The organism is Methylocystis sp. Uni0008 (assembly GCF_056838045.1).
Window position 1 is genome coordinate 2,557,310 of record NZ_CM166370.1, and the last position, 25,110, is coordinate 2,582,419.

The following is a 25,110-nucleotide window of genomic DNA, read 5'->3' on the forward strand; positions in this document are numbered from 1 at the left end:
TCTATTCTGCGGCTGTGCAGGCGACGCCGTCATCCGATGCGCCGAGCGCATTGTCCTTGACGATCTTGTCGGCTCGCGCCTTCGCTTCTGCGAGATCCTTGTCATAGACGTCGGTGAGGTATTCATTGGTCGTCGTCTTGACGATCGAGCGATTGGGAGATTGCAGCGGGCCCGATACGTCGATCGAGGCGTCCGTCGACAGGCCAGGCCGCAGAGGCTGCTGCTCGAGTTCGTCGGCGCGCAAGGCGATACGCACCGGAATGCGCTGAACGATTCGAATGAAGTTGCCGGTGGCGTTGTCGGGCGGAAGCGTCGCGAAGACGGCGCCAGAGCCCGGAACGAGTCCCGCCACTTCGCCGTGATAGATCTGGTTCGATCCATAGAGATCGACCTTGATGATCGCCGGCTGTCCGGGACGGACCCGCGCCATTCTGTTTTCCCAGAGATTCGCTTCGACCCAGAGGTGATCGAGCGGCACGATGTTGAGAATCGAATCGCCTGGGCGCACCCGATCGCCGACTTGCACGCGGCGCTTCGCGACGTAGCCGGTCGCCGGCGCCCGGATATTCTGGCGCACGTATTCGATATAGGCGTCGGTGTATCTCGCCTTGGCGGCCTCGATGTCCGGATGATTCAGGCGCGTGACGCCGACCACCCGCGCCTCGATCGCCTGATATTCCGACTGCGCCTCGCGCAGATCGGCTTCCTGCGCGGCGAGCTGATCCTCGGCGTTCTGCAACACCTGTCGGGACGAGGCGCCGGTCGCCGCCGCCTGCCTGTATCTTGCGAGGTCATGACGCGTCCTATCCCGGACGGCGGCGCGCGAGATGACCTTCTGGCAGACCTGGCGGCGCTGCGCGTAGAGCGCGCCCACGGCCCGGACGGCGCGACCCAGTTCGGCTTCGGCCTGCGCGAGCGCCGCTCTCGCGCGTTGGCCATCGAGGCGAACGAGCACGTCGCCCTTCTTCACCTGCTGCGTTTCCTCGGCGAGAACGGCGGCGACCACGCCGGTCGCGTCAGCCTTGACCGGAATGATGTTGCCTGTGACGAAGGCGTTGTCGGTCGTCACCCAGTCGCGCTCATGGAAATACCATCGCGAGAGGGCGATCAGCGCGCCGACCAAGACCGCCGCAATGACGATCTTGAGCAGAAACTCTCTGCGGGAGCGGATGCTCTTTCGGGAAAGCGCCATCGATCGTTTCGCGTTCTTCTATGGCCGCTCAGCCGCCGCCAAGCGACTGAATCACGTCGACGGCGGGCGTCAGCGGATCGTTTTCAGGCGCGGGTTTGGGCGCCGCCGGCGGCGGACCGCCGGCATAACCGCCGCCGAGGGCCTGGTAAAGGTCGACGGCGGCGACGAGCCTGTCGCCTTCCAGCGCGCGCTGTCCAAAGCCGGCTTCGAGAAGATCGGTCCGCTCCGCGAGGATTTCGCGGCGATCTTTCAAACCGTCGCGCAGTCGCGACTGCGCGAGATCAAATTGCGCGCGCGCTGCGCGCAGCAAACGGTTCTGCGCCTCATATTCTGCGCCCGCGCGCTTGAGATTGGCGACGGCGTCGGCGACCTGCTGGGCGGCCTGCAGCAGCGTCTCGTTATAGGAGTCGACCGCCTGATCATAGTCGGCCCGCTGAAACTCCAGATTTCCGCTGAGCCGGCCCCCCTGAAAAATCGGGAGGCGCAGGGTGGGGGACACCGCGTAGCCGATCGCCGAAGGCGTGAACAGATACCCTGCGAGCTTGCTGATTTTCGTCGAGGTCACCGAACCCTCGAAACCGCCGGTGATCGCGAGATCGATCGAGGGAAGAAAAAGCGTCTTGGCGACGTGAACGCGCGCGGCCGCCGCTTCGGCGCGGCGCATCGCCGAGACGAGATCCGGCCGATGCGCGAGGAGTTCGATCGGGAGGCTGCGTGGCAGTGGCGGCGCGGCCGGCGTCGGGGCTCGTCGCGCTGTGTAAAGATCCTGCGCCGCGTCGGGACCTTCGCCCATGAGACGGGCGAGCGCATCCTTCTGCAGCGTCAGAAACGCCTGAACAGCGGCTTCGCGGCGGACGGCGTTCTCGTATTCGGCGCGGGCGATCTGCACCCCATCGAGCGAGTCGAGCCCGGCGCGATAGCGGGCGTCCGCAAGCGAAACCAGGTCGCGGCGCATGCGCGTCAAAGCTTTCGCGACCTCGAGCTGGCGCGCCGCGGCGTAGCCGCGAAGATAGGCGCGCGCGACCGAAGCGGTCAGCAGCAGCCGCGCCTGCTCCAGTTCGGCCTCCTGGGCGGCGGACTCGCCGATCGCGGCGTCCAGAATCGCGCGGTTCTTCTCCCAGAAATCCAGCTCATAGGTCAGGACGAGCGGATTGATGAAGGCCATGGTCTTCTGCAATCCGCCTTGCGCCGGATTGTAGGAGGCGACGACGCCATGCAGCGGATTGCGCGACTGCCGCATGCCGAAGGTCGCCTGAACCTCGGGCAGAAGCCGCGCGCCGGCGACCTGCACGAGCGCGTCGGCTGCGCGCAGCGAGTCTTCGGCTTTTCTGAGGCTCTGATTGTCGTGCAGCGCCTTGTCGATGACGGCGTCGAGTTCGGCGCTGCAGAAGGCGCGCCACCATTCCTCATGCGGCCAGCTGGTTTCGTCTGCGGGCTTGAGACCGGATCTCGCGAGCGTGCGCTCCATGGCCGGCGGGCCGAGAAATTGCGCGCGCTCCAGTTGCGCGGTCGGCGCGCAGCCGGCGACGAGAAGCGCGATTGGAGCCACGCAGAACAACAGGCGGCGGCGTGTCCAGAGCCGAATCGCGCCCATGCGCACGGCGGTGGGGAGCCTTCGGCCAGGGCGCAGGCCGGCTGGCGCACGACGGGCTGCTGGCGCTTCTCGCAAGAGCACACTCCTACACCGCGCCAGCGATCGAAGAGCGTGGCGGCCAGTTCGTAGGAGTCATCAGCCATTCGGCGGTTATCGGGGGAACCCCATCCCCATCGGTTAAATTTTAGTTGACGACCGAGCTATAGGTCAATGAGTCCAGCGGCGACGGCCTCGCTATCCCCAGAGCTCCGGCGCGGGCGGCATGAGCGTCGAGCCCTCGTAGGACAGGCGAGGATTACGGTCGCGGGCGAGAAGCAGCGGCCCGTCGAGATCGACGTAGGCGGCCGTCTGCCCCACCAGGACGGCCGGCGCCATGGCAAGCGACGTTCCCACCATGCAGCCCGCCATTACAGAGAAGCCCAATTCCTGCGCCGCGCGCGCAAGCGCCAGCGCTTCGGTGAGGCCCCCGGTCTTGTCGAGCTTGACGTTGATTGCGTCGTAACGGCCTTTCAGCGGCGGGAGGGAGGCGCGGTCATGCACGCTCTCGTCGGCGCAGATCGGCACAGGGCGCGCTACGGACGCGAGGGCCTCGTCGCGACCCGCCGGCAGAGGCTGCTCGACGAGCGCGACGCCGAAATCGGCGCAGACGGCGAGCCGGCGGACGAGGCTTTCCGCGTCCCATGATTCATTGGCGTCGACGATGAGAGTCGAATCTGGCGCGCCGGCGCGGACCGCACCGAGGCGCGCCTCATCGCCCTCTCCGGCGAGCTTGATTTTCAACAATGGCCGGCCCGCGGCTTTCTCCGCCGCGGCGCGCATCTCGTCCGGCGCGCCGACCGAGAGAGTGTAGGCCGTCACGAGCGGCGCGAGCGTCCCAAAACCGGCCGCGATGTGGGCCGGGACGCCTGAAAGCTTGGCCTCGAGGTCCCACAGCGCGCAATCGACGGCGTTGCGGGCGGCCCCGGCCGGCATCAGGCGCTGCAAAGCGTCTCGATCGGCCCCGGCTTCGAGAGCGTCGCGCGCGCTTTCAATTGCCGCGACGACGCTGTCGACGCTTTCGCCGTAGCGGGCGTAAGGCACGCATTCGCCCCTCCCGACGCCGTCCCCCTCGGTCAAAGTCGCCGTCACGACGACGGCTTCGGTCTTGGCGCCGCGGGAAATCACGAAGCGGCCGGCGATCGGATAAGTCTCTACGGCGACTGATAAATTTCGCTTCACATGTCTCTCCGGCGCTCTTAGCGCGCGCCGCGCGCTTGGCGCGCCGATGTGCGCCGGCGCGCTTGCTGACGCCAATTCACGAAGTTATGACGGTTTTGCAAGCGGCGCGCGCCTCTCGGCGTCGGCGGCGCGCCATAATCGGCGGATAGGATGACGCCATCGATGTGCCGATTGTTGACGCCAGCGCGGAGCGATGCCCGATGACCGTCGTCGCGATGCAGCGTCCGCCGAAAGTCACGCGCCAGCCGGTTGCGGATGGCGTGCGCCTGGCGCTGTCCGGCGACTGGGTTCTCGTGGCCTCGCAGCGACTCGAGGAAGAGGGCCGTCGCATCGACGAAGAGGCGCGTCGCGACCGAATGGTCGTCCTGGATCTCTCCCAGGTCTCGCAACTCGACACGGCCGGCGCCTGGCTGATCAATCGCGCGCGCCATGAACTCGCGCGGCGCGACGTCGCCGTGGCGCTCGAACATGTGCGCCCCGAATATCTGACCCTGCTCGAAGAAACGCATTATCGCGCCTTCGTTGAGCCCTCGCGGCCGCGGTTGAACATCATCTTCGCTCTGCTTGCGGACCTCGGCGAGTCGATGGTGGACGCGCTTCACGAATTTTATCGCGGCGTCAGCTTTCTCGGCGAATTCGTCTCGTCGATGATCTATGTGGCCGCCAACCCGCAGCGGTTCAGGCTGACCTCGCTCGTCGCACAAATCGAACTTGTCGGCTTTCGCAGCGTCCCGATCATCGTGCTGATCAACGTGCTGGTCGGCGGCATCGTCGCGCAGCAGGGCATCTTTCAATTGCTCAAGTTCGGCGCGTCCAGCTACTCGGTGAGCCTGATCGGCATTCTTGTCTTGCGCGAACTCGGCGTGCTGCTCACCTCGATCATGATCGCCGGCCGATCAGGTTCAGCGATCACCGCAGAACTCGGCTCGATGAAAATGCGCGAGGAGATCGACGCGCTGATGGTGATGGGACTTTCCCCCACCGAGGTGCTCATCGCGCCGCGCGTGCTTGGTCTCGTCATCTCCTTGCCGATTCTGACCTTCATCGCGGATATGGCGGCGCTCTTCGGCGGCATGATCGTGTCCTGGTGGTACGGCGGGATCAGCCCCGTGGCGTTCGCGTCATTGCTCAAAGAGGCGATCGCGCTGCATACTTTTCTCGTCGGCATCATCAAGGCGCCTTTTATGGCGCTGGTGATCGGCCTCATCGCGTCGATGGACGGGCTCGCGACGCAGGGCTCCGCCGAGTCGCTCGGCCGTCAGGTCACGTCCTCCGTCGTCAAATCCATCTTCATGGTCATTGTGATGGATGGTTTGTTCGCCATATTTTTTGCGTCGATCGACTATTGAGCGCGCGATGACCAGCACCTCGACTCACGCAAACGGCGCCGCGCAACGCCCTAACCGCGACGTCATCATCAGCGTGCGCGACCTCGTCGTCGGTTTTGGCGACAAAAACATCATGAAGGGGCTCAATCTCGACGTTTATCGCGGCGAGGTGCTCGGCTTCGTCGGCGGATCGGGGCAGGGAAAATCGGTGCTGACCCGCGCGATTCTAGGGCTCGTCCCGACGCGGGGCGGCTCCATTCGGGTTTTTGGGCAGGATCGTGACGCGCTGGCGCCGCACGAGCGGCGCGCTCTGGAGCAACGATGGGGCGTGCTGTTTCAGAACGGCGCGCTGTTTTCGGGGCTGACCGTCAAGCAGAACATCCAGATGCCGATGCGCGAAACGCGCGAGCTTTCTCAACGGTTTATGGACGAGCTGGCTATGCTCAAGCTTGAGCTTGTAGGCCTAGGCCCCGACGCGGCGGACAAATTTCCGTCAGAATTGTCGGGCGGCATGGTGAAGCGCGCGGCCCTGGCGCGCGCCCTGGCGCTTGATCCCGAGCTTGTGTTCCTCGACGAGCCGACATCGGGGCTCGATCCGATCAGCGCCGCAGATTTTGACGAGCTGATCGGCACGCTCCAGCAGACCCTCGGGCTGACCGTTTTCATGGTGACGCATGATCTCGACAGCCTGTATTCGATCTGCGACAGGGTGGCGGCGCTCGCTGAAGGTCGGGTCATCGCCGCAGGGCCGCTGGAAACTTTGCTCGCATCCGATCACCCGTGGCTGAAAGCCTATTTCCACGGCGTGCGCGGCGGCCGACTGACGGCGGCGCGCGTTGAGCAGAAGGACGAACAATGGAAACCCGCGCCAACTACGCCCTGATCGGCGCTTTCACGCTGGCGGTCGCCTTCGCCGCCTTTCTCTTCGTCTACTGGTTTTCCGGGCCAAGCCAGCTTGGACGTCAGGAAACCTACCAGATTGTCTTCAGCGGCGCGGTCTCGGGGCTGACCCGCGGCTCCTCGGTGCTGTTCAACGGCGTGAAAGTCGGCGAGGTCACGCATCTTGGCATTTCCGAGCAGGATCCGAGCAAGGTCGACGTGCTGGTCAGGATCGACAGCAGAACGCCGGTCAAAGCCGACACGCGCGCACGCCTCGAGACGCGCGGCTTCACGGGCGTTTCAGACCTCCTGCTTGTCGGCGGCACGCCTGGCGCGCCGCCTCTGACCGCGCAAGACGGCCAGAAATACCCGCAAATTCAGGCCGAGCGCTCCGAAATCCAGAATTTGATCGGCAATGTTCAGAACCTGTCGACGAAGGCCGCCGAACTCCTCACGAAACTCGACAAGCTCATCGACGACAACGGTCCTTCGATCACGGCGACGCTGAAAAACGCTGAAACGGTCAGCAAGACTCTCGCCGACAACTCCGCTTCGATCGCGACCTTCATCCGCGACGCGTCCGACGTCGCTCAGTCGTTGAAACCGGTGGCGGCGCGGCTCGACAAGGTGCTGGCGGCCGGCGAGAAGACGATCAAGGCCATCGACCCGAGGCAGATCAGGGCCATCACCGGCAACATCGCGGGGGCGTCGGAACGCATCAACCGTTTCGCCGCGACGGGGCTGCGCGAATATGAACAGCTCGCGGTGGATGGGCGCAAGGCCATCGGCACATTCGACCGCACGCTGCGTTCGGTCGAAAAAAACCCGTCACAGTTCATCTTCGGACCGTCCCAGTCCGTGCCCGAGTATCAAGGCAACTAGAACGATCGCAAGCGTGGCTTTGAGGCGGTGCGCGGATCGGTTAGAAGACGGCGTAGCCCGACTCGGCGCGCGGGCGAAATGGGGCGACGGGTCGGCATGAAACTGAAGGCGTCCACGGCGGCGCATCGCAAGGCCGCGCAAGCGACAGTGATCGCGTCGCTCGCTTTGCTCGCGACGGCCTGCGCCCAGGCGCCGCGCGAGACCTTCGATCTGACGACCGCGCCGGTCGCTTTGCGAAGCGTCGCGTTGCGCGGCGGCCCGCCGGTCTTCGTGGCCGAACCCGCCGCGATCGCTCCGACCGCGTCGGACCGCATCGTGGTTCGCGCCGGCGATGACAGCGTGGCCGTCCTTCCCGGCGTCCAGTGGTCGGAGTCGCTGCCGCGGCTTTTTCAGCGCCGCCTCATCGAATCGCTGCAGCAGTGCGGACTGTCGGCCTCTTCGAACATGGGCGCGCAAACGCAGCTGCAGACCGATGTGCGGCGTTTCGAGATCGACATCGCCCGCAATCTGGCCGTCGTCGAGGTTTCCGTTCAGCTCGTCGACGCGGGAAGCGGCCGGGCGAGGGCGGCGCGGATATTCGTCGAAGAAACGCCGGCGCCGGCGCACATCGGCTCGCCGGCGGCGCGCGCGCTGGCCGACGCCGCGGCGCGCATCGCGTTGCGCATCGGGCAATGGACGCGCGCTCGGTTGTAGAGACGGCGGCGGATCGCAGCGTTTTATTCCGGGATCGATCCCTCCCAGAGAATGATGTTCAGGCAAGTGAGAAAGCCGCCGCTCTGGCAGGCCACATGGGTCGCCTCCCGCCAGCGTGCCGCCTCCTCTCGCGTCAGGACGCTCGCCGACACGCAATTTTCCGTCACGCGCGTCAGATCGAAGATGATCTCCGCCGCGTCGAGGCTTCTGACGACGAGCGCATGGGCCCGGCAGTCGATGTCCGTAACGCCGCACTTTTCGAGCAGCAGGCCGATCTCGCGGCCGATGTAGGGATTGGCGAAGGACTTTTCCCATAATCCGGCGACTTTCGCGCCGGTTTCGAGATCCCCGTTGTAGACGAAGAATGTTCCCCAATCGGGTTCGGCGACGACGATTCTGCCGCCCCTGCGCGTCACCCGGACCATTTCGCGCAGCGCCTCGCCGGGAGAGCTGATGTGCTGCAAGGACCGATCGATGCGGACGCCGTCGAAGCAGCGGTCCTCAAAGGGCAGGCGGCGTGAATCGCCGCCGACGAAGAGAGCGTTCTCAACGCCATGCGCTCTTTCCCGCGCCAGATCGAGGAAGTTCCGCGACGGATCGACGCCATAGACGACCGCCTGCGGGAAGCGCCGCGCCAGCCCGATGACGTCGAAGCCGACGCCGCAGGCCACGTCCAATATCCGACTGCTTCCGCAGACCTGAAGCGCGTCCCAGGTCTCCTTCTTATAGCGCTTGAAAAAAGGCGTTCCGTTCATGAAATCGAGACAGCGCGTCAGGGCGGGCTGCATCGCGCCGTCGGCGTTGCGAAAGCTCAAAGCGATGTCTGTCATAAGCGCGCCTCTTCGCGGCTCTCCGCCGCAATTGACTGGATTCGGGCCTAAGGTCGCGCGTGCGCTGGAGGGGCTAGCGCGCCAAACGGTCGGGTGCTAACTGGACGGCGACAATTCAGGCAGCCGCGGGCGGCGCGACCGCGCGCGGCTCGCAAGCACAAAGGCCCGCGGCGTTCCGCACCGAAACCGTCGGGACGCGCCGCGAACATCGAGCATGGATGAGGAAGAGACAGGCGTCATGGGGAAGATGAGCTTTGAGGATGCTGCGACCCGCTATGGCGCGGAGCCGGGCGGCGGCGCGCCGACAAAGGTCAAGATCACCTTCATCGATTCGCAGGGTCAAGCCCGCGTCGTCGAGGGGGAGGTCGGATCGACCGTGATGGAGACCGCGCGTCGCAACGATATTCCCGAAATCGCCGCCGAGTGCGGCGGCGCCTGCGCCTGCGCCACCTGCCACGTCTATGTCGATGAAAAATGGACGGAAAAGACGGGCAAGGCGTCGCAGATGGAGGAGGACATGCTCGACTTCGCCTTTGACGTGAAGCCGAACTCCCGACTTTGCTGCCAAATCACCGTCAGGCCGGAACTCGACGGGCTGGTCGTCACCACCCCGGCTCAGCAGGGCTGACGCGCAATTATTCCAGAGGGCGCTCGCGCGGGTTTGAATCTCTCGACAAATGCGATAGACGAACCCTGATGGCGCGGCGCTTGAGGCCGGCGGGTCGCGCAACGAGCGCATCCGGACAGCCCGCTCATGGCGCGAGTGGCGTCTTTCGATCGTCAGGGCTTTGAAAATTTGGTCAGGAATTGACTATGAACCAGCTTAAGGAAGCCGCGATCGAAACCGATGTCGTCATCGTCGGGGCGGGCCCCGCGGGCCTATTCTCGGTATTCGAGCTTGGGTTGTTGGACATCAAGGCGCATGTGATCGACATTCTGCCGCGCGCCGGCGGCCAATGTTCGGAACTCTATCCCGAAAAACCCATTTATGACATTCCCGGCCTGCCGGTCTGCACCGGCCAGGAGCTGACGGATAACCTCCTGAAGCAGATCGAGCCCTTTCATCCGACCTTTCACTTCAACGAAATGGTCGAGACGCTGACGCCGCTTGGCTCGGCCGAAAAGCCGGAATTTCGTCTCAGCACCGATTCCGGAAAGATTTTCCACGCCAAGGTCGTGTTCATCGCCGCGGGCGGCGGATCGTTCCAGCCCAAGAAGCCGCCGATTCCGAAGATTGAGTCCTATGAGGGCAAGTCGGTGTTTTACGCCGTGCGCCGGATGGAGGACTTCCGCGACAAGAACGTCGTGATCGTCGGCGGCGGCGATTCGGCGCTCGACTGGACGCTAAATCTGCAGCCGGTGGCGAAAAGCCTCACGCTCGTGCATCGTCGCGATCAGTTCCGCGCCGCTCCGCATTCCGTCACCGCGATGCAGGAGCTCGTGGCGGCGGGCAAGATCAACTTCAGGCTCGGCCAGATCACCACGGTCGAAGGCGACGACGGCGAGATGGTCAGCGCGACCCTGAAGGGCAATGACGGCGTCGAAGAGAAGCTCGTTTGCGAGCGCCTGATGCCGTTCTTCGGCCTCACGATGAAGCTGGGCCCGGTCGCCGATTGGGGTCTTCAGCTCAATGAAAATCTCATTCCTGTCGACACGGAAAAATTCGAGACGAGTCATCCGGGCATTTTCGCCGTGGGCGACATCAATTATTACCCGGGGAAATTGAAGCTCATTCTGTCGGGCTTCCACGAGGCCGCGCTCGCTGCGCAGAAGGTCCATCGTTACGTCTATCCCGACAAGAAGCTTCTGTTCCAATACACGACGTCATCGACCAATCTGCAAAAGAAGCTCGGAGTCTCCTGACGTCGGCCGAAGCTCTTCGAGAGACGTCCGCCGCTATCGACGTGCACTATATCGATGTCGCGGCGATCGCCGTCGACGAATGGCCGAAGCTCGTTGCGCTTCTCGACGAAGCAGAAGCGGCGCGGGCGACGCGCTTCGCTTTCGAGGATGATCGCCGCGCTTATGTCGCCGCCCATGCGCTGCTGCGCGCGCTCCTTTCTGAACGCGAGAAAGGGATCGCGCCGCCGCAGTGGCGTTTCGGCGCGACGCCGCACGGCAAGCCCTTCGTGCATGCGCCGGCGGCCCGCCTCAACATTAGCCTCTCGCACACGCGCGGCTTGGCCGCCGTGGCGATCGCTTCGGGCCGCGATGTCGGGGTCGACGTCGAGTCCTTCCTGAGACCGCGAGACGCGCTGAAGGTGGCCGAGCGCTTCTTTGCGCCCGAAGAGGCGGCGCTGGTGCGCAGAGAGCTTGATCCGGTTTCGCGGAGCGAAGTTTTCTTTGCGATCTGGACGCTCAAAGAGGCCGTGCTGAAGGCCGGCGGGCGCGGGCTTGCGGGCGGGCTCGACAGCTTTGTCGTCAACCTGTCGCCGCTCGCCGTTAGCAGCGGTTCCGGCGAGAGCTACGGCGTTGCGCAGTGGCGGCGCGCGGGCTTCTTCGTCGCCGCTGCGGCGCGCGGCGGCGACGCCAACTTCCGCCTCACGGAAGCGCGCGCGACCGCGCTGATCCATGCAGCGGATTCATTTGAAGCCTGAGCCCGGCGCGCTAGTTGTGTCGCGGGTTCTTCGGGCGCACGCATTGGAGGGATTTATGACTGGCTTGTTACTGATCGTCATTTTCTACGGCACCGCCTTGCTCGCATTGGCCATTTACCTTCAACCGAAAAGCTTCGTCGTGCGCCGCGAGGCGGTCATCGATGCGTCGCCGCGCCAGGTTTTTGCGGCGATCAACAATCTGCGCAACTGGGAGTCCTGGTCGCCCTGGTCGAAACTCGATCCGAACGCTGTGGTCCACTACGAGGGACCCGCCGCGGGGCCCGGCGCCGCTTTCGAATGGTCCGGCGACAAGAACGTCGGCGCAGGGCGCCTGACGATCGTCGACAGCCGGCCGAGCGAGCGCGTCGACATCAGGCTCGATATGCGTAAGCCCATTGCGGCGAGCAATGACGTGACATTTTTTCTCGCGCCCGACGGCGAGGTGAAAGGGGGCCGCTGGCTCGCGCGCGCGCTTGGATTTGGCGGCGACTCCGCAGCCCGCAAGACCCATGTCGTATGGACCATGTCCGGCGATGTCGGCCTCGCGAGCCGGGCGATGAACATCTTCATGAGCCATGACAAGATGATCGGTCGTCAATTCGAGAAAGGCCTCGAGAATCTCGGCGCTCATCTAACGAAATAGCGTTGAGTGCTGACCGGGCGCAGCTCTTGCGCCGCGCCACGCGAAACGCCATCTGCATGGCGGCGCCGTGCGCGGTGCGCGCCTTTTCCGATCGCTCGATTCACCATGCCCGTCGCACGTGACTGACTCGCCATGACCGAAATGTTCGACGCCGCTCTAGCGGCGCTGCGCCAGATCGTGACGCCGCCGTTCCGCGCCGTCCTCGTCAAGAGTCTGGGCATGACGTTCCTGCTGCTGGCGCTGGCCTGGGTCGGCCTCGACAGACTCGCCATGTCCTTCGTGATGGTGGACCATCCCTGGCTGCAGACGGCGCTGGCCTATGCGACGGGCGCGGGACTGTTCTTCCTGATGGCGTTTCTCATCGCGCCTGTCTCGGTGCTTGTTTCGGGCCTGTTTCTTGACGATCTCGCCGATCACGTCGAAGCGGATCTCTATCCGCGGGGACAGCGCGGCCGCGCCATCCCGGCGACGCAGGCGATCTTCATGGGGCTGCGCTTCGCCGGCGTATCGGCGATCGTCAATTTCTTCGCGCTCTTGCTGCTCTTCGTGCCCGGAATAAACGCGGCGGCCTTCCTGCTCGCCAACGCCTATCTTTTCGGCCGCGAATATTTTCTCTTCGCCGCGACGCGTTTCCGCTCGCTGCAGGAATCGGAAGCGCTGCGCCGCCGCCATGCGCCTTGGCTGTTCGTCGCCGGTCTGTTCATCGCCGTCTTCGTGGCGACGCCGGGACTGAATGTCCTGACGCCGCTTTTTGCCGTCGCCTTCATGACCCGCGTCCATCGGATGCTGGCGCCGGGTCCGCGTGAAGAAGCGGCTCCGTCGAGCCGCTGGCGCTGATCGCCAGATCAGCGAGCGCGTTAGCGCGAGGCGGATTCGCCGAGGCGCTGCGTCTGATACTGGCCGACCTTGCGATAGCGATAGAGATAGGTCGGCACGATCGCTTCGATCGATTGCGGATCGGCGATTCCGAGCCCCTGGAGCGTGCGGCCTTCGGCGATCGCTTCGTCGCTGACGACATTGTCGCGCTTGAGGAGTTCGACCTGATCTCCCGTCATGCGCAGAAGCGTCGGATAAAGGCCCAGGGAAAGCCTGGTCAGCAGTTGCGTCACGCTGGCCATGAGTTTCGCGGTCCCGAAGGAGAGCTTTAGAATGCGGCGCTCGCGCTGCGTCACCTTCAGGATATATCCGACGATCTCCGCGAAGCTTTTGACCTCGGGGCCGCCAAGCTCATAAGCGACGCCCCGCTTGGCGTGGCCGGCGAGCGCGATTGCGACCGCTTCGGCGACGTCGCCGACATAGACGGGCTGGAATTTCGTCTCCGCGCCGACGACGGGAATGGCGGAGAAATAGCGCGCCATCGTCGCGAAGCGGTTGAAGAAGTCGTCTTCGGGGCCAAAGATCACCGACGGGCGCAGGATGACCGCGGAAGGGATATCGGCGAGCATGGCGGCCTCGCCTTCCGCCTTGCTTCGGCCATAGGCGGAGGGCGACTGCGGATCGGCGCCGATGGCGGAAATATGCACGACATTGTCGATGCCGGCCGCTTTCGCCGCCTCTGCGATCGCGCGCGCGCCGCCGGCCTGCACGGTCGCAAATTTCTGCGCGCCGGTTTCAGCGAGAATGCCGACGAGATTGACCACGGCCGAGGCGCCGCGAAGGGCCGCGGCGATCGACTCGGGATGGCGCACATTGGTCTGCACCGCCATCACCTGGCCGACGCGGCCGAGCGGCTGCAGAAAAAAGGCGAGGTCGGGCCGCCGGCAGGCGACGCGCACGCGCCAGCCGTCGCGCGCCAGCGCCCGGACGACGTAGCGGCCGACGAAGCCTGAGCCGCCGAACACCGTCACCACCCGTCCCTCGCCAATGGTCTGGTTATTGTCGCCGATCATCGCGATTTGCTCCGCTTGCGCCGCGCCGGCTCCGCCGGCCGGTATAGTGGCCAACGCTCTAGCGGAATTTCCCGGTGAGGGAAATCCGTCGGACTGACGCGCTGCTCGCGCGGCGCAGGGGCGACGCCCCCTTTGTTCGTGGGGCGCATTGACACGAGGCGGCCACTGCCCCTATGAGACGCGCTCATGCCCAGCCGGCATGCCCAGGTGGCGGAATTGGTAGACGCGCTGGTTTCAGGTACCAGTGGTGAAAGCCGTGGAGGTTCGAGTCCTCTCCTGGGCACCACCTAATGCGAAATAGTACAATTATTGCAATTAGATATTTGATCGTCGTGTTGCCGGTCCCACATTTGGTCCCACGCAGCGAGGGCGCTTCTGCCCTTGATTCATTGTCGAGGTGAGCCAAATGAGAGTTCACGTACCGCGTCGGCGCTGAGCCTCTATCTTAAGCTCAAAGTTAGGCGTAGCATGTATCTTGCTGGTGTTTGCACCGAGTGTTCACGGAGACTGGAACGATGACCATGGAAAATGTGAAAATCGCGACTGGTCCTGTAATCGTGCCAAGCCCTATTTTAGGTGGAGCTTGTTCGCTTCTTAAGCGCAGCCCTGTAATCGTGCCATAATTGAAATTGATGTTTTGCCGGAGCTTGGTTCACTACGCGACTAGAGTGACCTTCAAAAGAAACAACGACGTGGCTTGATTCGATGCTCCGGAGGGCGTTGTATAACCTGTAGTTCGCGACTGTCCCTTTCTTCCAGTCTGTGTCTGCCTCAGTGGTGTCGAGGAGTGCCTGCACATTGGCCTGAGCCTCCATCGGGCTAATGCGCCCAAGGTGCAGCTTAGCCCATTGGACGGTGTCCTGAAAGGACCACCAGAACGCTTCACCACCTCTTTTGCGGGCATCCGCCGCCTTTATCAGCTCCGGGAGAAAATCCTCAACCAGGAGCTTGTCTCTTTCCAGGCATCGCTGCGCTAAATAGAATGTGTAGTTGTTTAAACAACGCAAGCGCGTTTCAATATAACGCTGCTTATCCGCTTCTGAAATGACAGTGCTATGGCTGTCTAGCTTGCCTACAACCGAATCTGCCGAGCTATACGCTATTTTTGACATTACAATTGCCGAGGTCAGATAGCTTTTCAAAAGGGCACTCTGCTCTCCGGTAGGGTTTGGGATGTTTTTGTAAATGTCTACAAATTGTCCGCCAATCGTTCCGTATACGCTAGCGTGGATGCGATCGTTAGCCAGCCGAGTCAGCAACTCTAACTGATTCCTCGCCCGCTGCATTTCCGCTTCGTGAGCAGCCTTTACCGCATCCTTAAGCGCAACATTTCCAATGAAAGCGATGAAGGCTATCAATATCGATATGGAAGTAATAAGGGTTGAGATGCCGACGGTCGCCAGATTGTGGAATTGAGCAGCGAATTGATCGCCAAATTTCGCAGTCAAATCCTCTATCGCTCGATGCTCATTGTTTAATTCTTTCTGAATTTCAGTCACTTCACCTCTAATGAGATTTACATCAGAGGGTATTTCTATTTTGCCTGTCTTGCTATCACTTGCTGAAATTTTTGTTAATAAGGAAAGTGCATCCGAGGTACAAAAACGTATTGATGCGTCGTCATAATTCTCTCCACTGAGAGCTTGCTTGAGACCAAGACGGGTTTTTTCATTGCAAATTCCATCGATAGGACCATCATAGCGACCTTTAAGGTAAAGCGAGGCTTGGATCGCTCTGGCAGTACCGCTCATACGGGCGCTGGAGCTTTCCCGCGCGTACAACGTAATCGATGGAGTTAGCGCAATCACTGACCACAATAAAAACCAGCCGAAATAATCGCGCCTCTTGGCAATCCACTTCGAAAAGACAATAATATCATTGGCCCAGGCTTTAAAAATGCTTATCATAGCGCAACCTATTTTTGAATCAGGCTGTCCTCAACGGCAAAGGGAATAGACGCGGTTCGCACAGTCTCCGGACACTTCGGTCTTAGGTTCCAAAGAGTACGACCCGATGTCAATCGTTTCGACGAGCTTCAGATGGGACGGCCTACCGAGAAAAGAACTGCGGCTTGTGCTGCATCGTTTTTCCATGATCCGCCGCCCGCCCTGCTATCAGGCTCAATCCGCACTCGTCTTTTGATTATCTGCGCGATTTTTGGCCGCGCTTTCACGATAGCCTCGGCCGTCACGCGCCCTTGGAACTCTTCAGCCGTTTCGCCATTGTCCCGCCCCCATAGATTGCCGAGCGCGTCGCGATAAAATTGCGGAGCGCAAGAGCCACGACCCGGGTTAACTCCGACGTGCTCAATGCATTGGATGCGACTTCCATTTTGGACGCTTTTCCATTCAAGCCTTTCCAGACGATTCAACGCGTTTGGCTTCATGATCGTCCCTTGTGTTCCAAAGCTGGACGCCTCCAAAAACCTCTGGCCAAATCGGCGTTGAGTTGATTCACTTGGTCATGTCGCAAGGGGATCGCGGCCATGGCGAAGGGAACGCCCGGATTTTTTGATGTCGACGAACGGCTGGCTGAGCTGTCGGCGAAGGGCGACGATCTGGAGCGCGTGAAGGCGCTTGTCGATTTCGAGATGTTCCGGGCGGCGCTGGAGGCGGCAGTCCCGCGGGCCGACCGCTCCAAGGGCGGGCGTCCGCCATTTGATCATGTATTCATGTTCAAGGTGCTGATCCTGCAAGCAATGCATTCTCTGTCGGACGAGCGCTGCGAATATCTGATCAAGGACCGCCTGTCGTTCATGCGCTTTCTCGGATTGGGTTTGGCCGACGCGGTTCCCGACGCCAATACGATCTGGACGTTCCGCGAGGCGCTGAAGAAGGCAAATGCGGCCGACCGCTTGTTCGAGCAGTTCGACGCAGCGCTGCGCGAGGCCGGCTTTCTCGCGATGTCGGGCCAGATCGTCGACGCCACGATTGTCGCCGCGCCCAAGCAGCGCAATACGAACGGCGAGAAGCAGGCGATCAAGGACGGCCGCATTCCAGAGGGCTGGAAGGACAAGCCGGCGAAGCTCGCACAGAAAGATCGCGATGCGCGTTGGACGGTCAAATATACGAAAGCCAAAGTGCGGGAGGAGGACGGCTCTGTTCCGGAACGCGCATCGCCAATGCGCAGAAGTCGAAAGTGCGCAGCGCCGTCGAACATGTGTTCGCGCATCAGAAAGGGCTGATGGGCCTGTTCGTGCGAACAATCGGCCTGGCGCGGGCGCGGCTCAAGATCGGGCTCGCCAATCTCGCCTACAACATGCGCCGCTTCGTCTGGCTGCGCGAGAGAGGGGCGCCTGCGTAGCAAAATTAGCGGCAAAGACGGCGCCGCTCACCGGGCGACGCCGCTTTCGAAGCCCATGAACCGATTCTCCCCGGAAGGATGGCCTCGAGCCGCCTCACGCCCAACACCCAGTCACGAAAAGCCAGGTTATTGGAGGTGCCCAGCTTGCAATCGGGCTTCGAAATCGTTGGCCTCAAGTACCGCACATATGCGTCAACAATCTTGGCGACTTGCTCTGCCTCGGCGGGCGTAAGCTCCCCGACTGCAACTGCGGCAACCAACGCCCCCATCGCCTTTGCAGCTTTAGCGGCGTTGCCGATCTCTGGCTGGAAGTCGCAGACGGACGCTTGCCGCTCATTTTAGCTCACCTTGTCGGGAAAGCCCCGTGCAGAGCCGCAGAGAGTAAGCCCATGCCGCTTCAGCAATTGCCGCTGCCTCCCGCGAAGTCGCCGCAGGCGAGAAAAAATCGTATGGCGCGGCGAAGACCGGCTTCACGAAGAAATGCATCAATCACGCGACGGCGATGTCGAGTGCTCAAGAACGCAAGTGCGCGCTGATGCGCTCGCCGAACGGCTCGTAAGGCGCATCGATGAGATTGAGGCGGGACAGGTGGGGAGCGCCTAATGAGCCGCGTTAAAGAGCTATCTGCGGCGCAGCGCGCCGAGGCGGTCGCAATGTTTGCCAAATGCCAAGACGCTCGGCTTGTCGCCGTCGCGTTCAACCTTCCCTTCAAAGCCGTGCAGTCAATCATGCGCGAGGCGAAGCAAGCGCCAAAGCAGCGCAAGGCTACGCGCGGGCCTGTCTTCCTGAAGGACGGGCGAAGGCTCGGGCGCGCGGCGCTGTGGACGTGATGGCAGCAAGGTGACGCCAGCGGGATGACTCATTTTTGAAATGGCCAGGTCGGAGAGTTTTATATTTTGTGCGGTATCTTCATGCGACCGCACAATTTTAGCCCCCCTGCCACCTGGATTTCCTTTTGCCCCCTTCGCCTTGTCCATATCCCGAAGCAATGCGCCGCGCGTATTCGCTCCCGCTCAACCCGCTATGCAGCGCGGGCCGCATGTAGGCGTTTCGATATCGGGCGCGGCATGGGTAGCGCGGAACGTCTTGGCGCATGTGCGGGCTTCTCTGGACAAAATAGACGGGCGCGCGGCTTCCTTCGCCTCATCGGACAGCGCGGCGACCTTCGTCGCGCGGCGGGCGTCTGGTTCTGATAGACCAAGTTCGCGAGCCGCGGCGCGGACGCCAGACTCATGCCTGTGCCCGCGGCCGTCTTCGCGTTTGGATTTTTCATTTGCGTCAGGTTGACGCGATTGAAGCTCCGCCAGCCTTATCCACTCGGCAACGTGCTCGTCGCGTTCCAACGCAGTGAGTTCAGCGCGGGCGAGGTTCTTGCTGATCTCCCATTGTCGCTTGGGTGATGGCTCAGACAATAGCGTCGGCTAGCTTGAATTTTTGTCAGGCAAATTCCATAGCCGATCCAGCAGGATTTTCAGATCGGCGTGGCAGCGTTCGATATGATCTCGAATGACGACTCGGTCATCGTGCGTCAGAGCATCGAGCCTGATGTTGAACCACTCGCGCCGGATAGTCTCACGCAGAGATTGGATTTCTCGTATTAACGTCTCAGCTTCGGTCATCGTATGGTCCCCGCGGCGCTTGGCCTGTCACGCATGCCGCAGCGCGCTCCAGGTTAATTGGTTGTCGTCGCCTCTCATGGCGACCTTTCGCAGCCTCCTTGCCAACGGCTTTATGGTCGCGGGCTTTTTTCAGCTTCACGCCCCTGGTCCACGACAACATGGCTGCAAAGCGAAGCTTGCCGCGTTCGTTTCCGGTTCCACTTTGCGAGATGAACGTCCGTCGATCACTCACCTAACCTGGCCGACGGGCGGGAGGCGCGGCCGTTGCTGCGGCGTCACGTCTGGTGCGCGGCTGCGCTCGGGCTCCGCTCGCGAAAACGGGCGGAGCCCTTTTGCGCTCTGGCGGCGCTCAACGGCGACGCTTGGACTTTGCGCACCTCTCCCCAACATCGCCGACATGGAATGGCGAAACTTTTCCGCCCGCAACCGCCAAAGGCGTCCAGGTGGGCTTTGTCGCTCCCGCGGAGCCGACGCGCGCTGAGCACGTCCCGAGCGGGAGGTGCCTTGTCAAGGCTGCAAATTCGAGCGAAGCTGCATCCTAACTAAGACATTCCCATAGTCTTGGCTATATTTCATTTGGCATCGCGGGAGCGCACCGTGACGAATTATTTGAGATCTGTTTTCGCTTCAATTTCCATGTCGATACTGGCCACGACGCCCAACACAGCGCAGGCGCAGGACGCGCCGGATTTCGGGCTCGCCTACAAGCTCGCCACCGCGTCTTACTGCGCCTATGCAGTCGAGGATCTCGAGGCGGATTACGGCCGCGCCAGAGCGGCCACTTGCCTGAGGTTAGCGGCGAAAAGCGACCCACGGCTTAGCTCCCTGTCGGTCGGCGACGACAAGGTTGAGGCCTTTGCCGCTGACAAGGACGCCTATCTGCTGATCGACAGCGCGGACGGGATCATTTTGGCTTTCCGAGGAACGCTGGCACCTTCGCTGGCGCTGGGGAGCAGGTCGCTGCGGGAAGTCGGAGGCAGCGCCATTTTCGGCGACAATTCGAAGTTGCGCGATGAGTTGATGACCTTCGCCCGCGACTGGGTCAACGACGCGTTCATCGCAGTCGACGACAAGGACCGGCATCTGGGATTTTACGGCTCGTGGCAGGCCCTGCGTACTCATCTCGAAAAAGCGTGTGGCGCAGCAGGACCGCGGAGAGACTGCAGCGTCTCATTGTCTTTCTTCTCGCCCACGGGGGCGCCGAAGAAACTTTTCATAACCGGCCACAGCAAAGGCGGCGCTGTTGCGCTCATGGCGGCGCTCGATCCTTCCAAGGTTTTCGCAAACGCGCAAAAGCCGGTTGTTTACACGTTTGCTTCCGCCAAAGGGGTCGGCCTCTCGGGCGCGAAGAACTCTGGCGACGTTGGCCGTGCTATCTGGAGGTTCGAGCATGAAGGCGATATCGTCCCGAGCCTCCCTACGGACAAAACACCTCTTGTAGGATTTGGCGGGTTGATCTGCGACTGGGCTTGGGTGATTGGGTTCGGTGGGAAGCGACTGGCCTGTTACGCGCATGTGGGGCGGCGGGCTGTATTCAAAGGCGATGGACAAGTGGATTTTCCGGGCGAGCCCAACGACGGGAAAGATTCGCCGGGAGATTTGTCGCGGCTTAGCGACGCGGCCAAAGGAGCGGCTTTCGATTGGGTGTCCAAAATCATCGACCGCGATGGCGATTTCATCGCACGCATCGCAACCTCCAATGATAGTGTTTGCCGGCTGTTTGTCGATCGGCATTTCGCCGTGTTTTCTGCGGTGCAGAAGCACATCTGGAGCAGTGATCCGAGCCCTCCGTCGGGAACCGATTTCTTCGCCACCGGCGTAGCCGAGAACGGTAAGCCGACGCTGTGGGGATATACCGAGTGGTGCGACCTCGTGACGGGTAAAAACTTGGCTACCGACGGGAGGAATGCGCGTTAACGCATCGTGCACGGTCGGTCCCTGGATAATGCCTCTATCGTCATCACCAACAGCGTGCGCACAAAACGCCCCGCCGCTACATCCACGGTCGGGGCGTTGGCTGCCATGCTCAGCCGCCAGCGATCATTTTATGCAGCGTCTGTCCTCGGAAGAGTTCCGCTCGCTCGCTGATCCGATCCGCCAGCCGCATCTGCGATACGATCAGCCAAGGCCTGCCAAAATGCGGCGCTTTCGTCCTCGCCATGGCGACGCATCAGGTCGGCTTGGCGCGCTAATTTCTCGCGCAGCGCGGCGATATCTTCCTCGCTCGTGACTTGCACGAACTTTTGAATCGTTTCGAAGGTCCAATGATCGACCTCTCGTGGATATTTGCGATCAATCATTTCGATCTCCCTTCTCCGCTCGCTTTAGAAGCGGTTTGCGAGACCACAATGGAACAGAACATCGATAACAACTGTGGGCGAGCGCACGCGTCGACTCTTCACCAACCCCAGCAAAAACGCTCGGCATTGGCGATTTGGGCGCTGCTTAGCACAATATGACCCGTGCGCCAGCGCACTGCGCCTTCCCATCAAACGCGCAATGATTTGAACATTGCAAAAACGTTCAGCTTCTTTCGAAGCGATCGGGGGCCGGCCCGCTGGGGGCGCCGGCCCCTTTTTCTATGCGCCAGGCCAGGCGTTACCTCGCCCAAAACACAAAAACGCCCCGCCGTTACATCCGGGGGCGGGGCGTTGATGCGACTGGCCCGGCGTCAAGGGCCAGCGCTGGCGCAGTTTATCACACCTTACGCCGCGAGTCGCAGGGCGTGAGCCTTGCGCCGCTCCTTCGCCGCCTTCCACGCCGTCGACAGGCATTGCCCGAACGTCCAGCCGAGCCCGAGGCGTTTTCCGTCTCGGAACCGTTTGTGGGCGTCACGCATGATCGCGGCGCGGTCGTAAGTCACGGCCTCAGCCTTCTCCGCAAATCGTCCGACTTGCTGGCGACCGCCTCGGCGCTTTCGACGGCGAGACGGGCCATCTGCATGATGGCGCCATCGTATCGGTTGGACGTGCGCGCGAGCCAAAGGTGGAGCCGCGCGATTTTGAGCAGCAAAGTCACCTTGACGATGGTCGACAGCGGCAGCCGGGGGAGCCGCGACTTGACGTTGCTCAGGTCAGTCATCGGCCTGTCCTCCGCGTTGCGCCATTGCCGCCCGGCAGGTGCGGCGGGTTGAACCAAGGGTCCATCGATTCGGCGTCGAGTTCGCCCTCGTCGGCGTCGTCGCCCTCTTCGTCGCGCGGCCCTGTAGTTCTCTCGCGATCGTCGTCATAGCCGCGCAGCGCCATTTCAGGATGGCCCCGCCCATGACCAGTCCAGCCAAGCGAAGGCTCCGCTTCGTCGCTCGAGCCCCATGCGTTCAACTTCGCTCGCCAAGCGTGCTCCTGGTTCATCGCGGCGGTCGCGCCGAGCGCCGGCTCCTCGTCGCCGCCCTCTTCGTCGTGTTCGTCCTCACGCTCCCGGTCGTCGTCGGCGCCCTGCGCCCACAGATATTGCGGAGTTGACGCGTCGCGGCTTCCGATGCTCCCGAGGCTCGGCTCTTCGTCGCCCACGTCCTCTGCCGGCGCGTCGTCTTCCGGCGGATTGTCTTCCTCAAGATCGGCGTCACCATCGATCTGGTCGAGCAGCGCGACGAGCGCGTCGACAGCCGCCGCGATGCGCTTGCGCATGCCCGGGCGGAATTCGAGGAAGAGGGGCGCCAGGTCGGCGTTGTCGTTGGCTGTGCTCATGACCGCGGCCCCCACGCCATGGCCGCGAGGGCAATTAGGTCGAATAAGATCGAGTCAGCGATTAGCCTATCTGTCGTAGGCGTTTCCTTGACGACCTTGCCCTCATCATCCCACCAGACGTTTCCAAGGCAATCAGCGATCCCGTCGAATTCGCCGCAGTGACACCAAGAAAGCGCGCGGGCTTTAACTTTCAGTCCGTCGAACGTCGTCGCCTTCGTTTCAAGAATGACGTTAACAATCTCGCTGGTGCGGGCCGAAGCTTCGGTTGCCCGCTCTTCTCCAACATCGTCCTGGTCGTCGAGGATAAGTGAATAGGCGACGTTTTCCTGCGCCCAGGCGGCCTCAAGCCGGCTACCTAGCTCCAATAGTGTCGCGTCGTCACGGGCGACGACGCCAGCAATGGCGGGAAGCCCGGCGACGGGCGCTGCGGCGAGGCCGGCGAGCATGGCCCGCCGCGATGGTGTAAGAGACTGTTTAGCCATAATGCGAACCTCTATCCTCTCGCGTTGTGGTTAGGCCGGGTTTGGCGGGGTCAGCGCCTCTCCCGGCCGTTTATCAGGCGGCCTGATTAAGCAGCGAATGATCCGGCGACGCGGCCGGAATGCGTGGTGTAGAGACAGCACATAGGCATACGAGGCGCAGGCTGGTCCGCGAAGCAGGAACGGACGGGAAGGCCGATGTTGCTTTCCTCGCGCACGCGAGCCGCCTTGGCCTTCTTCCATTCCGAGGCAAGCGCCTTGGCGAACCATTCCCGATAGGAGCCGCCGACGCTCAGAACCCGCCAGCGGGCGGTGAAATGCGCGGCTTTCATGATGGCGGCGCGATCATAAGCAGCGGACATCGGCGCTTCTCCTTTGGACAAGCCGAGGGCGTTCGCCGAACGAGGGTTTCCGGCGGGGTTTGCTCTGGTGAGCGGCCTGTGATACTTTTAGAACATACGCGAGTGTTCTAATTAGAACAAGAGAAAAATGGCAGCGCCTGAACAAATTCGCGCCGCGCGCGCGCTCCTTGGCCTAACGCAGCCCGAAGTCGCCGAAATGACCGGGTTTTCCACGATGACCGTCAAGCGTGCCGAGGGGGCAGGCCAGCCGCCCGCATCGGCGAGCACGATCGCGGCCATCCGCAAGGCCCTCGAAAAGGCCGGCGTGATCTTTGTCGAAGAGAACGGCGAAGGCCCGGGCGTGCGGCTTAAGAAAAGGAAACCAAAGAAATAGAACTGCGGCCCAGAATGATAAAAAACTGCTACAAGGAGTCGCTCTATGACCGAACGCGCTGTGGCATTGATAATTTTTTCCATTTTGTTTCTGATTTTCTATTGTGGAGTTCGGATTGGCATACGTATAGGCGTTGGTCGCGCAATCAATTACATCAATATGGGATTTGCTCATGACATGGATAACCAATTATTGGAGCGTCATGAAACACTAAAAAGCAACATTTCAAAAACGAATCTATGGTGCAAATTATATCGAGACGATTACCCACGCGAACTCGAAATACAAAGAATTGGCGAGGAACTGCACACCCTTGCATTTACGGATGGCCGTCTCTTTCAAGACAAATCGGGCATCACCTTGGACTTCGAATGACGACGTGTGGCTCAATCCTGCCTTCCAGTCGAAGCCGAGGTTTTGAAACCGCGCGCGTCGAGTTCATCGCCGAGAACGGAGGCGGGCCTGGCGTGAGGTTGAAAAAGAAGGGGTGAGGAAATGAGTCCACGCGCGGCGCGTTTTACCCAAGCAGACATTGCTCGCGCCATCAAAGCGATCGAACAGACCGGGGCGAATATGGCGGTGGAGATTGCGCCGACGGCACGATCCGTCTTGTATCCTTGTATCCGATAAAGAACAGCGCGAGGAAAAAGCAGCCTGTCGCAGTTGAAGATGAGTCGGAGTCCGTTTTTTGATGCGCTATCTTGATTTTCTGTGACTGTTTTTCAAACGACGACGGCTGGCTTTGGGAGGTCAAGGATATGGCCGAGGCGGTCGAGCGGACCCTATGTTGGATCGACAAGACGACGCGTCCAAGTCACCGGCGCTCTGGCGGCGACATTGTCGAGAATGCACAAAAGTTGCGGGTCCCACGCAATCCCCACCGCACTTCCTTGCTCAATCGCGCGTCGCAGTGAAGGGACATGAATCGTCTCCTCGCTCAGCTGCGAATAGGCGGCCAGCAACCTCGCCAGTAACTCGTCGCTTGCCTGACGAAAGGATTTGCCGCCCCGCAATCGCAACAAGACGTGCCGGCCGATCCGAATAACCATTATTCCGATGCTGAGCACATAAAAAAGCAAAGCTGCGATCAAGCTGACCGAGGGATAATTGGGATAGGCCCACCAACAGACCAATCCAGGCAAAATCCAGCCCGCTACGATCAGCACCGGGACGACGATTAGCTGGTAAAGCGTTGCCAATAATCTGTTACCGAAAATGCTATATATGAACCCAAGCCGTCGATTTTGAATCCATTCATTAATGCCAACAAGCGCAGAACCAACGAGGGCATCCGCGAACACCCAGTCGAGGTAGGGTGTATGCATCCATGGTTGTTGAAGATAGCTGTCCGCAAGCTGCTTCAAATCTTCGCGCTCGACAATCGCATCGCGGTATTCCTTGGGCGCGCTCGCAACGAGCCTATCAAGATCGAGATGGGTCCAAAAGTACGGGCGGGATTTGTCCCGGACCTTGCTTGCATCATCAAAAAGCATGGCCCGTCCCAGGTCTGGCGGTGTCAGGGCCTCCCACAGACCCGGGACAA

28 protein-coding genes, 1 tRNA gene, 1 pseudogene and 1 riboswitch are annotated in these 25,110 nt (G+C 61.7%); of the genes and pseudogenes, 15 read left to right on the plus strand and 15 right to left on the minus strand.

Annotated features, from left to right (window positions below):
* Position 1 precedes the first annotated feature (1 nt).
* From AC0X69_RS12745 to dgcA, 3 genes are all read right to left on the minus strand, one after another.
* Positions 2 to 1,192, minus strand: a complete 1,191-nt coding sequence (locus tag AC0X69_RS12745) for an HlyD family secretion protein (protein ID WP_482608130.1) — start codon at positions 1,190 to 1,192, stop codon at positions 2 to 4.
* Positions 1,193 to 1,220: 28 nt separating this feature from the next.
* A complete protein-coding gene (locus tag AC0X69_RS12750; protein ID WP_482608131.1) occupies positions 1,221 to 2,861 on the minus strand; it encodes an efflux transporter outer membrane subunit in 1,641 nt (546 codons plus the stop codon).
* Positions 2,862 to 2,905: 44 nt separating this feature from the next.
* Positions 2,906 to 2,967, minus strand: a riboswitch (Fluoride riboswitch).
* A gap of 53 nt (positions 2,968 to 3,020) precedes the next feature.
* Entirely contained in the window at positions 3,021 to 4,004 is a 984-nt protein-coding gene (gene dgcA / locus AC0X69_RS12755; protein WP_482608133.1) for an N-acetyl-D-Glu racemase DgcA, read from the minus strand.
* Between the two features lie 200 nt (positions 4,005 to 4,204).
* Between dgcA and AC0X69_RS12760 the strand changes: the two genes are divergently transcribed.
* The 4 genes from AC0X69_RS12760 (at position 4,205) to AC0X69_RS12775 (ending at position 7,786) form a co-directional block, all read left to right on the plus strand.
* Complete coding sequence (locus tag AC0X69_RS12760) at positions 4,205 to 5,353, plus strand: MlaE family lipid ABC transporter permease subunit (RefSeq protein ID WP_482608135.1); 1,149 nt, start codon at positions 4,205 to 4,207, stop codon at positions 5,351 to 5,353.
* 7 nt (positions 5,354 to 5,360) lie between these two features.
* Positions 5,361 to 6,215 carry an ABC transporter ATP-binding protein gene (locus AC0X69_RS12765; RefSeq protein WP_482608137.1) on the plus strand — a complete coding sequence of 285 codons (855 nt, stop codon included), beginning with the start codon at positions 5,361 to 5,363 and terminating at the stop codon, positions 6,213 to 6,215.
* Positions 6,188 to 7,093 carry an MlaD family protein gene (locus tag AC0X69_RS12770; protein WP_482608138.1) on the plus strand — a complete coding sequence of 302 codons (906 nt, stop codon included), beginning with the start codon at positions 6,188 to 6,190 and terminating at the stop codon, positions 7,091 to 7,093. The genes AC0X69_RS12765 and AC0X69_RS12770 overlap by 28 nt, the downstream gene beginning before the upstream one ends.
* Before the next feature lie 96 nt (positions 7,094 to 7,189).
* Entirely contained in the window at positions 7,190 to 7,786 is a 597-nt protein-coding gene (locus AC0X69_RS12775; RefSeq protein ID WP_482608139.1) for an ABC-type transport auxiliary lipoprotein family protein, read from the plus strand.
* Positions 7,787 to 7,809: 23 nt separating this feature from the next.
* Here AC0X69_RS12775 and AC0X69_RS12780 read toward each other — a convergent pair whose 3' ends face one another.
* Entirely contained in the window at positions 7,810 to 8,616 is an 807-nt protein-coding gene (locus AC0X69_RS12780; protein WP_482608140.1) for a methyltransferase domain-containing protein, read from the minus strand.
* A gap of 238 nt (positions 8,617 to 8,854) precedes the next feature.
* On the opposite strand from AC0X69_RS12780, the gene AC0X69_RS12785 reads away from it, so the two are divergent.
* The 5 genes from AC0X69_RS12785 (at position 8,855) to AC0X69_RS12805 (ending at position 12,693) form a co-directional block, all read left to right on the plus strand.
* Positions 8,855 to 9,244 (plus strand): 2Fe-2S iron-sulfur cluster-binding protein, encoded by a 390-nt coding sequence (locus AC0X69_RS12785; protein WP_482613391.1) that lies wholly within the window; start codon positions 8,855 to 8,857, stop codon positions 9,242 to 9,244.
* Between the two features lie 185 nt (positions 9,245 to 9,429).
* Positions 9,430 to 10,479 (plus strand): NAD(P)/FAD-dependent oxidoreductase, encoded by a 1,050-nt coding sequence (locus tag AC0X69_RS12790; protein ID WP_482608141.1) that lies wholly within the window; start codon positions 9,430 to 9,432, stop codon positions 10,477 to 10,479.
* 41 nt (positions 10,480 to 10,520) lie between these two features.
* Complete coding sequence (locus AC0X69_RS12795) at positions 10,521 to 11,213, plus strand: 4'-phosphopantetheinyl transferase family protein (RefSeq protein WP_482608142.1); 693 nt, start codon at positions 10,521 to 10,523, stop codon at positions 11,211 to 11,213.
* 55 nt (positions 11,214 to 11,268) lie between these two features.
* Positions 11,269 to 11,856 (plus strand): SRPBCC family protein, encoded by a 588-nt coding sequence (locus AC0X69_RS12800; protein ID WP_482608143.1) that lies wholly within the window; start codon positions 11,269 to 11,271, stop codon positions 11,854 to 11,856.
* Between the two features lie 132 nt (positions 11,857 to 11,988).
* A complete protein-coding gene (locus tag AC0X69_RS12805; protein ID WP_482608144.1) occupies positions 11,989 to 12,693 on the plus strand; it encodes a sulfate transporter family protein in 705 nt (234 codons plus the stop codon).
* Positions 12,694 to 12,713: 20 nt separating this feature from the next.
* On the opposite strand, the gene AC0X69_RS12810 is transcribed toward AC0X69_RS12805, so the two are convergent.
* Complete coding sequence (locus AC0X69_RS12810; protein WP_482608145.1) at positions 12,714 to 13,745, minus strand: complex I NDUFA9 subunit family protein; 1,032 nt, start codon at positions 13,743 to 13,745, stop codon at positions 12,714 to 12,716.
* 201 nt (positions 13,746 to 13,946) lie between these two features.
* Between AC0X69_RS12810 and AC0X69_RS12815 the strand changes: the two genes are divergently transcribed.
* Positions 13,947 to 14,031 (plus strand) — tRNA-Leu (locus tag AC0X69_RS12815).
* 286 nt (positions 14,032 to 14,317) lie between these two features.
* Here the strand turns inward: AC0X69_RS12815 and AC0X69_RS12820 are convergent.
* Entirely contained in the window at positions 14,318 to 15,652 is a 1,335-nt protein-coding gene (locus AC0X69_RS12820; protein WP_482608146.1) for a hypothetical protein, read from the minus strand.
* Positions 15,653 to 15,780: 128 nt separating this feature from the next.
* Positions 15,781 to 16,131 (minus strand): hypothetical protein, encoded by a 351-nt coding sequence (locus AC0X69_RS12825; RefSeq protein WP_482608147.1) that lies wholly within the window; start codon positions 16,129 to 16,131, stop codon positions 15,781 to 15,783.
* A gap of 99 nt (positions 16,132 to 16,230) precedes the next feature.
* On the opposite strand from AC0X69_RS12825, the pseudogene AC0X69_RS12830 reads away from it, so the two are divergent.
* A pseudogene (locus AC0X69_RS12830) lies at positions 16,231 to 17,048 on the plus strand (transposase).
* A gap of 602 nt (positions 17,049 to 17,650) precedes the next feature.
* Entirely contained in the window at positions 17,651 to 17,878 is a 228-nt protein-coding gene (locus AC0X69_RS12835) for a hypothetical protein (protein WP_482608148.1), read from the plus strand.
* Between the two features lie 591 nt (positions 17,879 to 18,469).
* On the opposite strand, the gene AC0X69_RS12840 is transcribed toward AC0X69_RS12835, so the two are convergent.
* Entirely contained in the window at positions 18,470 to 18,667 is a 198-nt protein-coding gene (locus AC0X69_RS12840) for a hypothetical protein (RefSeq protein ID WP_482608149.1), read from the minus strand.
* Between the two features lie 597 nt (positions 18,668 to 19,264).
* Between AC0X69_RS12840 and AC0X69_RS12845 the strand changes: the two genes are divergently transcribed.
* Positions 19,265 to 20,584, plus strand: a complete 1,320-nt coding sequence (locus tag AC0X69_RS12845; protein WP_482608150.1) for a lipase family protein — start codon at positions 19,265 to 19,267, stop codon at positions 20,582 to 20,584.
* Between the two features lie 128 nt (positions 20,585 to 20,712).
* Here AC0X69_RS12845 and AC0X69_RS12850 read toward each other — a convergent pair whose 3' ends face one another.
* From AC0X69_RS12850 to AC0X69_RS12875, 6 genes are all read right to left on the minus strand, one after another.
* Positions 20,713 to 20,967 (minus strand): hypothetical protein, encoded by a 255-nt coding sequence (locus AC0X69_RS12850; protein ID WP_482608151.1) that lies wholly within the window; start codon positions 20,965 to 20,967, stop codon positions 20,713 to 20,715.
* A 404-nt stretch (positions 20,968 to 21,371) separates the two neighbouring features.
* Positions 21,372 to 21,530 (minus strand): hypothetical protein, encoded by a 159-nt coding sequence (locus AC0X69_RS12855; protein WP_482608152.1) that lies wholly within the window; start codon positions 21,528 to 21,530, stop codon positions 21,372 to 21,374.
* Positions 21,527 to 21,748, minus strand: coding sequence for a hypothetical protein (locus tag AC0X69_RS12860; RefSeq protein WP_482608153.1), 222 nt, complete (start codon positions 21,746 to 21,748; stop codon positions 21,527 to 21,529). The genes AC0X69_RS12855 and AC0X69_RS12860 overlap by 4 nt, the downstream gene beginning before the upstream one ends.
* Positions 21,745 to 22,353, minus strand: coding sequence for a hypothetical protein (locus AC0X69_RS12865; RefSeq protein WP_482608154.1), 609 nt, complete (start codon positions 22,351 to 22,353; stop codon positions 21,745 to 21,747). The genes AC0X69_RS12860 and AC0X69_RS12865 overlap by 4 nt, the downstream gene beginning before the upstream one ends.
* The gene (locus tag AC0X69_RS12870) at positions 22,350 to 22,835 is read right to left on the minus strand and encodes a hypothetical protein (RefSeq protein ID WP_482608155.1); all 486 of its coding nucleotides are present in this window, start codon (positions 22,833 to 22,835) and stop codon (positions 22,350 to 22,352) included. The genes AC0X69_RS12865 and AC0X69_RS12870 overlap by 4 nt, the downstream gene beginning before the upstream one ends.
* An 86-nt stretch (positions 22,836 to 22,921) precedes the next feature.
* Entirely contained in the window at positions 22,922 to 23,194 is a 273-nt protein-coding gene (locus AC0X69_RS12875; protein ID WP_482608156.1) for a hypothetical protein, read from the minus strand.
* 196 nt (positions 23,195 to 23,390) lie between these two features.
* On the opposite strand from AC0X69_RS12875, the gene AC0X69_RS12880 reads away from it, so the two are divergent.
* Complete coding sequence (locus tag AC0X69_RS12880; RefSeq protein WP_482608157.1) at positions 23,391 to 23,567, plus strand: hypothetical protein; 177 nt, start codon at positions 23,391 to 23,393, stop codon at positions 23,565 to 23,567.
* Positions 23,568 to 23,612: 45 nt separating this feature from the next.
* A complete protein-coding gene (locus tag AC0X69_RS12885) occupies positions 23,613 to 23,942 on the plus strand; it encodes a hypothetical protein (RefSeq protein WP_482608158.1) in 330 nt (109 codons plus the stop codon).
* A gap of 407 nt (positions 23,943 to 24,349) precedes the next feature.
* Here AC0X69_RS12885 and AC0X69_RS12890 read toward each other — a convergent pair whose 3' ends face one another.
* Positions 24,350 to 25,060: a hypothetical protein gene (locus tag AC0X69_RS12890; RefSeq protein WP_482608159.1), complete on the minus strand. Its 711-nt coding sequence runs from the start codon at positions 25,058 to 25,060 to the stop codon at positions 24,350 to 24,352.
* Positions 25,061 to 25,110 lie beyond the last annotated feature (50 nt).